The following is a 12,338-nucleotide window of genomic DNA, read 5'->3' on the forward strand; positions in this document are numbered from 1 at the left end:
GATGCCCGTCAAGAATCGGCTTGCCGAAATGCATGGTGAAATCACCAAGTGGCGCCGCCATCTGCATATGCACCCAGAGTTGTTGTACGATGTCGAAGAAACGGCGGGTTTTGTCGTTGATCGTCTACGCGAGATCGGAGTCGATGACATCACGCCCGGCATCGGCAAAACTGGTGTTGTCGCGGTGATCAAAGGGCGCGAAGATACGAAGGGTCGGGTTATCGGACTGCGTGCCGATATGGATGCTCTGCCGATCGAAGAGGCGACCGGGCTTGATTATGCCTCGACCGTTACGGGCAAGATGCATGCATGCGGCCATGACGGGCATACCTCGATGCTGCTGGGGGCGGCGCAATATCTCGCTGAGACGCGGAATTTCGATGGCACCGTGGTTCTGATCTTTCAACCTGCCGAGGAAGGCGGGGCAGGTGGTCTGGCGATGTGCCAGGACGGACTGATGGACCGTTGGGGCATTCAAGAAGTCTATGGAATGCACAATATGCCTGGGATGCCGGTTGGGGAATTCGCCATCCGCCCAGGCGCATTGCTGGCCTCATCAGACGAGTTCGAAATCGTTGTGACGGGCAAAGGCGGCCATGCCGCTGCCCCGCATGATGCGGTGGACACGACGCTGGTTGCATCGCATATTGTCGTTGCACTGCAATCGGTTGTGTCGCGTACGGTCGATCCGATCAAACGTGTCGTGCTGACCGTCGGAACATTTGAAACCGACAGCGCTGCTTCGAATGTGATCGCCCATACGGTACGTCTGCAAGGCACGGTTCGCACGCTTGATCCCGAATATCGCAAGATCGCGGAAGAGCGCGTGCGACGGATCGCGGAAGACACCGCCTCGGCCTTTGGGGCAACCGCGAGAATAACATGGACACCTGGGTATCCGGTGACCGTGAACTCCGAGGCTGAAACGGTTTTTGCTGCGGAAGCCGCAGAGGCGGTCTCAGGTAAGGTCAACGACAGTACCGATCCGATCATGCCATCAGAAGATTTCGCTTACATGCTTGAAGAACGGCCCGGAGCCTACATCTTTATCGGGAATGGGGACACGGCCATGTGCCATCACCCAGAATACAATTTTGACGACGACGCCATACCCGCCGGCTGCAGTTGGTTTGCAGAACTGGTGGAACGACGAATGCCCGTCGCCTGATTTGGGAGGATCAGATGCCAATCAAGAACCGACTTGCCGAAATGCACGAAGAAATCACCGGTTGGCGGCGGGATATCCATCAACATCCCGAGATCCTCTATGACACCCACCGCACCAGCGCCTTGGTGGCCGAAAAGCTGAAGGAGTTCGGTTGCGATGAGGTCTTGACCGGCATTGGCCGGACCGGTGTTGTTGGCGTGATCAAAGGTAAAACCGACACACAGGGCCGCGTGATCGGGCTGCGCGCCGATATGGATGCGCTGCCAATGCAAGAGCAGACTGGTCTCGACTATGCGTCGAAGACTGATGGCGCCATGCATGCCTGTGGGCATGATGGCCATACCGCGATGGTTCTGGGGGCGGCGAAATACTTGTCCGAGACGCGCAATTTCGACGGTACGTCAATCGTGATTTTCCAACCCGCCGAAGAGGGCGGAAACGGGGCTGAGGCGATGTGCAAGGATGGTCTGATGGACCGTTTCGGCATTCAGGAAGTCTATGCCATGCACAATGTACCGGGTGTGCCGACGGGCCAGTTCGCCATCCGATCCGGCCCGCTGCTGGCAGCAGCGGATGAGTTCGACATTCATCTAGAAGGCCGGGGCGGCCACGCGGCTAAACCTCATGAAACCATTGATACTACGGTGATGCTGTCGCAGCTGATCGTCGCGCTTCAGACCATCGTATCGCGGAATGCCGACCCGATCTTGCAAGCGGTTCTGTCTGTGACCTCGGTCGAGACCTCATCCAAGGCCTTCAACGTGATCCCGCAATCGGCGCAGGTGCGCGGTACGGTGCGGACGCATTCGAACGAAATGCGTGACCTGATCGAGACGCGGCTGACCGAGGTCGCTCAGGGTATTGCCGACACCTTCGGTGGCACTGTCAAAGTGACCTACACGCGCGGTGTTCCGGTAACGATCAACGCCGAGGAACAGACGGGTTATGCCGCCGAGGCCGCAATTTCGGTGGGCGGAAGTTGCGGCGAAGCACCGATGGTAATGGGGGGCGAGGATTTCTCGTTCATGCTGGAAGAACGCCCCGGGGCCTTCATCGTGTTGGGCAATGGCGACAGCGCCGGGCTGCACCACCCCGAATACAATTTCAACGATGAGATCATCCCGATGGGATGCTCATGGTTTGCCGAAATGGTCGAGCGCCGGATGCCGGCGGCTTGAGTTAGGAGAGAAAAGACATGCCAGTTAAGAATCGCTTTGCCGAATTGCAGGCCGAAATCACCGAATGGCGACGTGATATTCATGAAAACCCTGAGATTCTGTTTGAAACTCACCGCACCAGCGCCCTGGTCGCGGAAAAGCTAAATGAGTTTGGCTGTGACGAGGTCGTCACTGGGATCGGGCGCACCGGTGTAGTTGGTGTGATTAAGGGCAAATCTGATTCCAACGGAAAGGTCATCGGCCTGCGTGCTGATATGGATGCGCTGCCGATTCTTGAGGCGACGGGGCTGGATTATGCCTCAAAGACCGATGGCGCGATGCATGCCTGTGGTCATGATGGTCATACAGCAATGCTGCTTGGTGCAGCGAAATATCTGTCGGAGACGCGTAATTTCGACGGCACAGTCGTTGTGATTTTCCAACCTGCCGAAGAAGGTGGCGGCGGCGGTCGTGAGATGTGCGAAGACGGCATGATGGAGCGTTGGAATATCCAAGAGGTCTACGGCATGCACAACTGGCCGGGCCGTCCGGTGGGTAGTTTCGCCATCCGTCCGGGTTCGTTCTTTGCTGCGACTGATCAGTTTGACATCACCTTTGAGGGCCGCGGTGGCCATGCCGCGAAGCCACAGGAGACCATCGACACGACCGTCATGACCGCACAGGCGGTTCTGGCGTTTCAGACAATTGCTTCGCGCAATGCGGACCCGATCGATCAGGTTGTGGTGTCAGTGACGTCGTTCGAGACGTCTTCGAAGGCGTTCAACGTGATTCCGCAAACGGTGCAGATCAAAGGTACCGTGCGTACCATGAGCAAAGAGATGCGAGATTTGGCGGAAAAGCGGATCAATGAGATTTGCAATGGTGTCGCGGCAACGTTCGGTGGAACGGCAGATGTGACCTATATTCGCGGGTATCCTGTCATGGTGAACAGTGACGAACAGACGGATTTTGCCGCTGAGGTGGCTAAATCGGTCTCGGGAAGCTGTGATGAGGCCCCTCTGGTTATGGGTGGTGAGGATTTCGCGTTTATGCTCGAAGAACGCCCGGGCGCTTATATCCTGGTGGGCAATGGCGACACGGCGATGGTTCATCACCCGGAGTATAACTTCAACGACGAGGCCATCCCTGCCGGGTGTAGTTGGTGGGCTGAGATTGTTGAGCAGCGGATGCCTGCTGCTTGAAGGTGAGAGGCGAGGGGCCAGCCCCTCGCGCTCTCCGGGATATTTTTAACCAGAAAAAGCGGGATCGGTGCCCAATGTCAGTGGAGTGAAAGGCGGTTGCACAGCGTGTCGATCACCTCGTCCAACGCGGATTTTTGCGTGTTGACGCAAGCTTGGGCTGCGGTTTGCGCTGCGGCAAGAACATCCTTTTCCGACAGCCATAGGGCGACCGAATCTGAAAGGTCACTGGCAGAATTGACCAAGACCGCGCCGCCGGTTTCGATCAAGGGTGCAAATGTTTCGGCAAAATTGAAGAAGCCCGGACCTGTGATTACCGCGGCCCCAGCTTGCGCAGGTTCGAAAGGGTTGTGGCCTCCGATCTCTTTCAGCGAGCCACCCAGGAAGACCATCGGGCAAAGTGCGTACCAGGTTCCGGTTTCGCCTAATGTATCTGCGACATAAACCTGAGTGTCTGACCTGATCGGCTGATCCGTGCTGCGTTGAGCCGTCGACAGGCCGGCATCGCCTGCGAGTTTAATGACATCATCCCTGCGTTCAGGGTGGCGCGGGATCAGTAGCAGCAGAAGATCAGGCCAACGCTGCAACAACAACCTATGAGCCGCCAGAACGATTTCTTCCTCACCTGAATGCGTCGAACTGGCGATCCACATTGGGCGTCCGGCGATCTGTGACTTGATCGCGTCTAGTGTTTCCTGGTGGACGGGCAGCGGATCAGACATGGCTTTGAGGTTTGTGCCGGGTTGGACGCGATCAGCATCAGCGCCCATGGCAATCAGGTTGTCGGCTGTTTTGCTGTTTTGAGTTAGAAACAGCGTGAACTGATCCAGAATGAAGCGTGCGGTTTTGGGGCGTTTCTTCCATCCAGTGGCTGACTTGTCTGACAGACGGGCATTGAGCAGCGCCAGTGGCGCGCCCTTGTTGGTGGCTTCAACAATCAATCGTGGCCAGATTTCGCTTTCAACGAAGATACCTGCACTGGGCTGCCAATGGTCCAGAAACCGGCGCACCGGAGTCGCGCTGTCCAGCGGTGGGTATTGATGGCGGGCGCGCGCAGGAAGGCGTTTCCCGATCAGTTCGGCGGAAGTCGGGGTACCTGAGGTGATCAGAAATTCGGCTTCCGGCAAGCGATTTCCCAATCGATTGATCAGGCTTAGGACTGAAAGGCTTTCACCTACACTGGCGGCGTGGAACCAGATCAGTTGCCCTTGCGGGCGAGGCAGACTGGCATGGCCCAGCCGTTCCTGCTGGCGAGTATTGGAGACGCCTGCAGCCTGCAGTTTTCCACGGACTTTACGCCAGACCAGCGGCTCGACGGCGGTCATCAGACCGCAGTACAATTTGTACAGCAGGGTAGGCTGTGGGCTTTCGGGCATTTCAGCCGCCTGTATGGCTCATATGACGGCTCATTTGGCCGTCGATCGACTGCCTTGAGTAATCGAAGTCATGACCCTTGGGCTTGAGGTTGATAGCAGCCCGGATCGCGTTCTCAAGCGGTTGCTCTGTGTCGGGATGGTCGCGCAGAGCGCCGCGCAGATCCGCCATGTCTTCTTGACCCAGGCACATATACAACTCGCCCGTGCAGGTCAGGCGTACCCGATTGCAGCTTTCGCAGAAATTATGCGAAAGGGGCGTGATGAAACCTATTTTCTGACCCGTTTCCTCAAGTCTCACATAGCGCGCCGGGCCGCCGGTGCGTTCAGCCAGATCGGTGACGGCATAGTGGTTTTCGTATTCCTTGCGGACGTCCTTGAGCGACCAATATTGATCTAGGCGGTCCTCGTTGCCGATATCGCCCATGGGCATGACCTCGATCCAGGTCAGGTCCATGTCGCGCTCGGCACACCAGTCAGTGATCTTGGGCAGTTCCGGTTCGTTGAAACCTTTAAGCGCAACAGCGTTGATTTTGACACGCAGCCCGGCCTTTTGCGCTGCGTCGATGCCGTTCAGTACCTGTTTGAGGCGGCCCCAGCGGGTGACCTTTGCGAATTTGTCCTCGTCCAGAGTATCCAGCGATACATTCACACGTCGCACACCCGCCGCATAAAGATCTTCGGCGAAACGATGCAGCTGTGATCCATTTGTGGTCAGTGTCAGCTCTTTCAGGGCGCCGCTGTCCAGATGCCGTGTCATGCTGTGGAAGAAAGACATGATGTTCCGGCGCACCAGAGGCTCTCCTCCGGTGATGCGCAGCTTTTCGACGCCCAGGTTCACGAACGTGGTACACATACGGTCCAGTTCTTCCAGCGTCAGAAGGTCCTTTTTGGGTAGAAACTTCATATCTTCAGACATGCAATAGACGCAGCGAAAATCACAGCGGTCCGTGACGGAGACGCGGAGATAGGTGATGGCGCGGGCAAATGGGTCGATAAGCGGAGCTGTCATGGCTCATAGGTAAAGCGGAGGCCCGTTCGCGGCAAGGGCGAACTGTGTTTTGGGCTGGAACAGTTCGGTGTAGGGGCATAGGGTTTTCAGCATGCGATATGCTTTGATTTTGGTTTGTGTTTTTGTTTCTGGCTGCGATGCCATCCGGACCACCACGGACCGGGTTTTTAGTGGCTCATCCACCGCACGTGAGACTGCGCCTGCCGCGCCAGAGATTGCCGAGGAGGTGTCGGAACCTGTCGTCGCTACGGTCGGTTGGACGGGCGCCAAAAAAACGGTTGCCGGCCTAGGCGATCCAAATACGCCAGGACGTTGGCTGCAAACACCTCTGGTTCAGACTGAAATCAACGGTCGCGTGGTTGTACCGCGTACAGGCGCGCAGGCCTATGTTGCGCTTATCCCCGCGCCGGGCCCCGAGGGCGGCGGCAGTCGGTTGTCGCTTGAGGCGATGCGCGCATTGCTTGTGCCGTTTGATGAGCTGGTAGAACTGGAAGTCTATTCCGACTAAGCGCTCAGGTATTTGCCCGCTTCTTTACGGGCAAATGGTTTCATGTTTGCGCCGTGCGTTTCAAGAAATGCGACTACGCGCTCTGGATCATGCTTTGACAATTCGCGCAGCCACCATGCGATGGCCTTCTGGATAAACCATTCCCGATCGGAGACATACTTGGCAGCCCAGCCGAGAATACGGTCGCGGCACGCCAGTTCTTCCGGTTTGGGATGGTTCTGTTTGGTCCAGGGCAAGGTGGCGACCAGCGCGGCGCGTTTGGTCCACATGTGGTCCGACGTGGTCCAGCGTTCGACCTGAACCAGCCGGGTTGGATCAGCCGACAGGCGTTTTTGCATCGCCATGCAGGCGTGATCGGCCACGGCCCAGGCATCAAAATCCGGTAACCAGCTTTGCAACAGGTCCCATACTGCGTCATCTGGTCGGATACGGGCTTGGGTCAGAAGCTTTGCCGCTGCGACCCGCGCCTCGTGAATGTTGGTCAGCCACAAACCGTCGGCGACGGCGATGCGGTCAGCGACCTCAAGTTCTCGTCGCCACGCCTTGGTCAGATCGTTCAGAACCGGGTTTGGAACACCCAGATAGGGGCGGTCTACCTTGTGGTAGGCCGCCACCTGTTCTGCGCGTTCAGGATCGGCATGTGCTTTGATCTGATCCAGATAAGCCTGCATGTGCCGTCACTCGACCGTGACGGATTTTGCCAGATTGCGGGGCTGATCCACATCTGTGCCTTTGGCCACAGCCGTATGATAGGCCAGCAGCTGCGCGGGCACCGAATAGAGGATCGGGGCAAGGCTGGTGTGGACATGCGGCATACGGATCGTACTCCAAACCCCCTCTTCAGCCTCAGCGATACCATCGTCGTCCGAGACAAGGATAACCTTGCCCTTACGCGCCATCACCTCCTGCATGTTCGAAACTGTCTTGTCGAAAACTGCGTCGCGCGGTGCCATGACAACAACCGGCATATGCTTGTCGATCAGGGCGATCGGGCCGTGCTTCAACTCACCCGAGGCATAGCCTTCGGCGTGGATATAGCTGATTTCCTTGAGTTTCAGCGCGCCTTCCATCGCCAGCGGGTACATGAGGCCACGGCCCAGGAACAGCACGTCGCGCGCTTCGGACAGGCGTTGGGCGGATTGGCGAATAGCGTCGTTCTGATCCAGCGCAGCATTCAGCACAGTCGGCAAACCGCGAAGGGCGGCCGCGTGATCCGCGATCTCTTCGTCGGACAGTGTGCCTCGATCTGCAGCAGCTTTGAGGGCAAGCATCAGCAACACGCTAAGCTGACAGGTGAACGCCTTGGTCGAGGCAACACCGATTTCAACACCCGCATGGATCGGCAGTGCCACATCGCTTTCGCGCGCAATCGAGCTTTCCGCGACATTGACAATCGACACGATTTTATCCGCCTTGCCTTCGCAATAGCGCAATGCCGCCAGCGTATCGGCGGTTTCGCCCGACTGGCTGACAAACAGCGCCAGCGTCCGGTCCGAGATCGGAGGTTCGCGGTAGCGGAACTCGCTGGCGATATCGACTTCAACCGGCATTTTGGCCAGCTGTTCGAACCAGTACTTTGCCGTCAGGCAAGCATAGAATGCCGTTCCGCAGGCCACCATGGTCAGACGATCCAGCTTGGTGAAATCCAGATCGTCACCGGGCAACACCACCTTATCGCCTCCGGTCGGAAGATACGAGCGGATGGCTTCGGCCACCACAACAGGCTGCTCGGCAATTTCCTTGGCCATATAATGCTTGTGGCCGCCTTTGTCGGCGCGGGCCTGATCGATCTGGATTTGCCGGACTTCGCGGTTGGCAAGCTCACCGGTTTCGGTTCGAATCTCCAGCGAAGTGCGGGTCAGTACCGCCCGATCGCCTTCTTCAAGATAGGTGATGCGATCGGTTAGCGGGGCCAATGCGATAGCGTCCGAGCCGACAAACATCTCACCATCGCCATGACCTATCGCCAGAGGCGAGCCCTTACGCGCTGCGACGATCAGATCTTCTTGCCCGTTGAATAGGAAGGCGAGTGCGAATGCGCCTTTGAGCCGGTCGATGGTATTGAACGCGGCGTCAATCGGCGATTGTCCTTCGGACATGTACCGTTCTGTCATCAAGGCAACGGTCTCGGTGTCAGTGTCCGTGACGAAGTCAACACCATGTTCAGCCAACTCTGCCCGCAGTTCGCGATAGTTTTCGACGATACCATTGTGCACAACAGCGACAGGTCCCGCCTTGTGTGGGTGCGCGTTGTTTACTGATGGCGCCCCATGGGTCGCCCAGCGGGTATGACCGATGCCGGATTTGCCGGCCAATGGCTCATGCACCAAAAGGTCGCTCAGGTTCACCAGCTTGCCGACAGCCCGACGACGCCCAAGCGCGCCATCATTAACCGTAGCGATACCCGCACTGTCATAGCCGCGATACTCAAGTCGCTTCAGTGCTTCGACCAGAATAGGGGCGGCTTCGTGGCTGCCCAGAACACCAACAATTCCACACATAATTCAGGCTCCTTTGTCGCGGCGAGCCTTCTTCGCCTTCAACATTTCAAACAATTTGCACGCGTAGCCGGGCTTATTCTCTTGCTTGGCACGCGCCACGGCCAATGCGTCTGGCTCAACATCCTTGGTCACTACGGTTCCCGTGGCGGTCATCGCGCCGTCACCCAGAATGACCGGGGCCACCAGCATCGTGTTCGATCCGATAAACACGTTTTCCCCGATGGTCGTTTTGTGCTTCATCACGCCGTCATAGTTGCAGGTGATGGTTCCAGCACCGATATTTGTAGCCGCCCCAACCGAAGCGTCGCCGATATAGCTGAGGTGATTCACCTTTGCGCCTTCTGCGATCTCGGCGTTCTTGATCTCAACAAAGTTGCCGATTTTCGCGTTTTCAGCCAGCTCTGCACCCGGGCGTAGGCGGGCATAGGGTCCGACCACGGAACCTCGGCTGACATGGCAGCCTTCGAGATGCGAAAACGCCCGGATCGTTGCGCCGCTTTCCACGGTTACGCCGGGGCCAAAAACCACATTTGGTTCAATGACAGTGTCGCGACCAATCACGGTATCTGCTGCCAGATACACCGTATCAGGTGCCATCAAAGTGACCCCCAGATCAAGTAGTTCGGAGCGCGCCTGTTCTTGGAACACTGCATCCGCTGCCGCCAGATCCGCGCGGGAGTTCACACCCAATGTCTGCGCTTCATCGCAGGCCACGGCAGTTACGTTCAGACCCTTGTCGCGGGCTATCTCAACGACGTCGGTCAAATAATATTCACCCGAGGCATTGTCGTTTCCAACCGCATCGATAAGTGAGAAAAGGGTTTCAGCGTCACACGCCAAAAGGCCTGAGTTACAGAAGGTTATGGCGCGTTGTTCGTCAGTGGCATCCTTGAATTCAACAATCCGCTCGAGCGAGTCACCATCCATGACCAAGCGACCATAACGGGCGGGATCTGCAGCTTCGAACCCAAGAATGACCAGATCGTTTTTTGTGCGCGCTTCAATCATTCGCTGCAGGGTGTCGGGCTGCAGAAACGGGGTATCGCCATAGAGGACGACCACGTCCCCCTGAAAACCATCCAGCGCGGCACGCGCATGCGCAACCGCGTGGGCGGTGCCAAGCTGCTCTTCCTGCACCGCAATGCTGGCGTTTTCATCTTCGGCTTCAGCGACGCGTGCAACGGCTTCCGCGCCGTGGCCGGTAACAATCACGGTGTGCTCGGGAGACAGGACAGCACCGGCACGCATGGCATGAACCAGCATCGGCACCTGGGCAATCGGGTGAAGGACTTTGGGAATATCAGAGTTCATCCTTGTGCCTTTTCCTGCGGCAAGAATGACAAGGGCAGTGCTCATGAAATCATTTTCTCTTTTGTTTTGTTGTGGCCCGTTTTATCCGCTGTGGTCAAAGGCGCAAGCGGTTCGGCCATCAAAGAAGATTGCCGTTTGCAACACGACATGGCGGAATCCCGCCGGTTCAGGAGGTAAGAATGCGTACGGTAATCTTCGATTTGGATGGAACTTTGGCAGATACGTCCGGTGATTTGTTGGCTGCTGCAAACCACTGTTTTCGTGAGATGGGCCATGGAGATGTACTGATGCCCGAGCTTGATGCGGCGGTTTCGGTGCGCGGTGCACGCTTGATGTTGTCCCATGGATTGAAGCGGGTCGGCGCCTATGATGCGGATGTTGTCGAAGCCTATTATCCGGTCTTTCTGGAGGTCTATGGGCAAGCGATCGATACGCATACCTATTTCTATCCCGGTGCGCTCGAAGCCGTCGAAGCACTGAAAGGTGCGGGTTATGGAGTGGGTATCTGCACCAACAAGCCCGAAGGTCTTGCTGATCTGCTGCTGTCCCGGATGGGCGCGCGCGATCGTTTCGCTTCGCTGGTAGGGGCCGATACGTTGCCGGTGCGCAAACCTGATCCTGAGCCTTTGCGTGAAGCGGCGCGCCGCGCCGGGGGGCATCCCGATCATTGCGTGCTGATCGGCGACTCGGACACTGACCGGAATACGGCGCGGGCTGCAGGCGTGCCTTCGGTTCTGGTGACTTTCGGCCCGTCAGGCGATGAAATGGCCGCGCTGCAGCCCGAGGCGTTGCTGCATCATTTTGATGATTTACCGAACCTGGTCTCCGATTTGTTCGGTGCGGCCGCGTGATCCCTTGACCCGCTGGAGACTCCGCACCAAAACAGGCCTATGACCGAGACATTCACGGGTAATTTCACCCAGCAAGAGCCCATCCCCGAAGTCGCCATTGAGGCTGCCGTGGCCGTCCTGCGCCATGGTCGGTTGCATCGTTACAACGTTGCACATGGCGAGTTGAGCGAAACTGCGCTGTTGGAACAGGAATTCGCCGCCCAGATGGGGGCGAAATACTGTCTGGCGGTCTCATCGGGAGGCTACGCTCTGGCCACAGCGTTGCGGGCAGTTGGCGTAAAGCCGGGCGATCCGGTTCTGACCAACGCGTTCACTCTGGCGCCGGTGCCGGGGGCGATTGCGTCGGTAAGCGCAAAGCCGGTCCTTGTTGGTGTGACCGAAGCCCTGACCATCGATCTGGATGATCTTGAGGCCAAGCTGGATCAGGCGAAGGTGTTGATGCTGAGCCACATGCGAGGGCATCTATGCGATATGGATCGCCTGATGCAGATGTGTGATGCGGCGGGTGTGATCGTGATCGAAGATTGCGCCCATACCATGGGTGCTGCATGGCGCGGGCAGCTGTCTGGTCGGCAGGGGGCCATCGGATGTTACTCGTGCCAGACCTATAAACATGTCAATTCGGGCGAGGGCGGGTTGCTGATCACGGAAGATCCGGAACTGGCCGCCAAGGCTACGATGTTGTCCGGGTCTTACATGCTTTATGAACGCCATCTGGCAGCGCCCGGGCCGGAGGTTTTCGAGCAGATCAAATACACCACCCCCAATGTCTCGGGCCGGATGGACAATTTGCGTGCGGCGATCTTACGTCCGCAGTTGCGCGATCTGGACCGGCAGGTGCAGCGCTGGAATGAACGATATGATGAAATCGAGCATGGTCTGCGGGGAACACCCGGTTTGAAAATCGTAGAGCGGCCCGATGCTGAGACCTATGTCGGTTCGTCGATCCAATTCCTGTTGCTGGACTGGACGCCCGAGCGTATTGCCGAGGTCATCCAGCGCTGCGCCGCGCGCGGGGTTGAACTGAAGTGGTTCGGAGGGGCCGAGCCGTCGGGCTTTACCTCACGCTATGACAGTTGGCGCTATGCCGACAGTACCCCTATGCCGGTCAGTGATCGGATATTGGCCGGGATCATGGATATGCGCGTTCCGCTGACCTTCTCGCTAGAGGATTGTAGCCAAATCGCGCGCATTATCCGGGCTGAGGTTAGCGCGGTTTATCAATCGTAATCCAGCGGAGTGCGCTTTCAGCGCACGC

Annotated in this window: 11 protein-coding genes; 6 read left to right on the forward strand and 5 right to left on the reverse strand. The window is 57.6% G+C overall.

Features of this window, described 5'->3' with window-relative positions; all coding sequences use genetic code 11:
• Position 1: 1 nt before the first annotated feature.
• From ACR0JR_RS12115 to ACR0JR_RS12125, 3 genes are read left to right on the forward strand one after another with little or no spacing between them, the layout of a single operon-like run.
• Positions 2–1,168 carry a M20 aminoacylase family protein gene (locus ACR0JR_RS12115; RefSeq protein ID WP_480456354.1) on the forward strand — a complete coding sequence of 389 codons (1,167 nt, stop codon included), beginning with the start codon at positions 2–4 and terminating at the stop codon, positions 1,166–1,168.
• Positions 1,169–1,182: 14 nt separating this feature from the next.
• Positions 1,183–2,346: a M20 aminoacylase family protein gene (locus tag ACR0JR_RS12120; protein WP_480456356.1), complete on the forward strand. Its 1,164-nt coding sequence runs from the start codon at positions 1,183–1,185 to the stop codon at positions 2,344–2,346.
• A gap of 17 nt (positions 2,347–2,363) precedes the next feature.
• Positions 2,364–3,527: a M20 aminoacylase family protein gene (locus ACR0JR_RS12125; protein ID WP_480456358.1), complete on the forward strand. Its 1,164-nt coding sequence runs from the start codon at positions 2,364–2,366 to the stop codon at positions 3,525–3,527.
• 77 nt (positions 3,528–3,604) lie between these two features.
• Here the strand turns inward: ACR0JR_RS12125 and ACR0JR_RS12130 are convergent, their stop codons facing one another.
• Positions 3,605–4,900: a 3-deoxy-D-manno-octulosonic acid transferase gene (locus tag ACR0JR_RS12130; RefSeq protein WP_480456359.1), complete on the reverse strand. Its 1,296-nt coding sequence runs from the start codon at positions 4,898–4,900 to the stop codon at positions 3,605–3,607.
• Position 4,901: 1 nt separating this feature from the next.
• Positions 4,902–5,909 carry a GTP 3',8-cyclase MoaA gene (gene moaA / locus ACR0JR_RS12135; protein WP_480456361.1) on the reverse strand — a complete coding sequence of 336 codons (1,008 nt, stop codon included), beginning with the start codon at positions 5,907–5,909 and terminating at the stop codon, positions 4,902–4,904.
• A 91-nt stretch (positions 5,910–6,000) separates the two neighbouring features.
• Here moaA and ACR0JR_RS12140 point away from each other — a divergent pair, with 91 nt between their 5' ends.
• The gene (locus tag ACR0JR_RS12140; protein WP_480456363.1) at positions 6,001–6,417 is read left to right on the forward strand and encodes a hypothetical protein; all 417 of its coding nucleotides are present in this window, start codon (positions 6,001–6,003) and stop codon (positions 6,415–6,417) included.
• On the opposite strand, the gene ACR0JR_RS12145 is transcribed toward ACR0JR_RS12140, so the two are convergent.
• The 3 genes from ACR0JR_RS12145 to glmU are packed head-to-tail and all read right to left on the reverse strand — an operon-like array spanning position 6,414 to position 10,274.
• Complete coding sequence (locus ACR0JR_RS12145) at positions 6,414–7,088, reverse strand: DNA alkylation repair protein (RefSeq protein WP_480456365.1); 675 nt, start codon at positions 7,086–7,088, stop codon at positions 6,414–6,416. The two genes, ACR0JR_RS12140 and ACR0JR_RS12145, sit on opposite strands and share 4 nt — an antisense overlap.
• A gap of 6 nt (positions 7,089–7,094) precedes the next feature.
• Entirely contained in the window at positions 7,095–8,918 is a 1,824-nt protein-coding gene (gene glmS, locus ACR0JR_RS12150) for a glutamine--fructose-6-phosphate transaminase (isomerizing) (protein ID WP_480456366.1), read from the reverse strand.
• Between the two features lie 3 nt (positions 8,919–8,921).
• On the reverse strand, positions 8,922–10,274 hold the full coding sequence (gene glmU, locus ACR0JR_RS12155; RefSeq protein WP_480456367.1) for a bifunctional UDP-N-acetylglucosamine diphosphorylase/glucosamine-1-phosphate N-acetyltransferase GlmU: 1,353 nt from the start codon (positions 10,272–10,274) through the stop codon (positions 8,922–8,924).
• 134 nt (positions 10,275–10,408) lie between these two features.
• Here glmU and ACR0JR_RS12160 point away from each other — a divergent pair, with 134 nt between their 5' ends.
• A complete protein-coding gene (locus tag ACR0JR_RS12160) occupies positions 10,409–11,080 on the forward strand; it encodes an HAD-IA family hydrolase (protein ID WP_480456368.1) in 672 nt (223 codons plus the stop codon).
• A gap of 39 nt (positions 11,081–11,119) precedes the next feature.
• Complete coding sequence (locus ACR0JR_RS12165) at positions 11,120–12,310, forward strand: DegT/DnrJ/EryC1/StrS family aminotransferase (protein ID WP_480456369.1); 1,191 nt, start codon at positions 11,120–11,122, stop codon at positions 12,308–12,310.
• Positions 12,311–12,338: the final 28 nt, after the last annotated feature.

Source organism: Ruegeria sp. AA3, from assembly GCF_056542905.1.

Coding starts and splice junctions, on each gene's coding strand:
- ACR0JR_RS12165 (WP_480456369.1), top strand. CDS start 11,120: ATGACCGAGACATTCACGGGTAATTTCACCCAGCAAGAGCCCATCCCC.
- ACR0JR_RS12125 (WP_480456358.1), top strand. CDS start 2,364: ATGCCAGTTAAGAATCGCTTTGCCGAATTGCAGGCCGAAATCACCGAA.
- ACR0JR_RS12145 (WP_480456365.1), bottom strand. CDS start 7,088: ATGCAGGCTTATCTGGATCAGATCAAAGCACATGCCGATCCTGAACGC.
- moaA (WP_480456361.1), bottom strand. CDS start 5,909: ATGACAGCTCCGCTTATCGACCCATTTGCCCGCGCCATCACCTATCTC.
- glmS (WP_480456366.1), bottom strand. CDS start 8,918: ATGTGTGGAATTGTTGGTGTTCTGGGCAGCCACGAAGCCGCCCCTATT.
- ACR0JR_RS12130 (WP_480456359.1), bottom strand. CDS start 4,900: ATGCCCGAAAGCCCACAGCCTACCCTGCTGTACAAATTGTACTGCGGT.
- ACR0JR_RS12115 (WP_480456354.1), top strand. CDS start 2: ATGCCCGTCAAGAATCGGCTTGCCGAAATGCATGGTGAAATCACCAAG.
- ACR0JR_RS12160 (WP_480456368.1), top strand. CDS start 10,409: ATGCGTACGGTAATCTTCGATTTGGATGGAACTTTGGCAGATACGTCC.
- ACR0JR_RS12120 (WP_480456356.1), top strand. CDS start 1,183: ATGCCAATCAAGAACCGACTTGCCGAAATGCACGAAGAAATCACCGGT.
- glmU (WP_480456367.1), bottom strand. CDS start 10,274: ATGAGCACTGCCCTTGTCATTCTTGCCGCAGGAAAAGGCACAAGGATG.
- ACR0JR_RS12140 (WP_480456363.1), top strand. CDS start 6,001: ATGCGATATGCTTTGATTTTGGTTTGTGTTTTTGTTTCTGGCTGCGAT.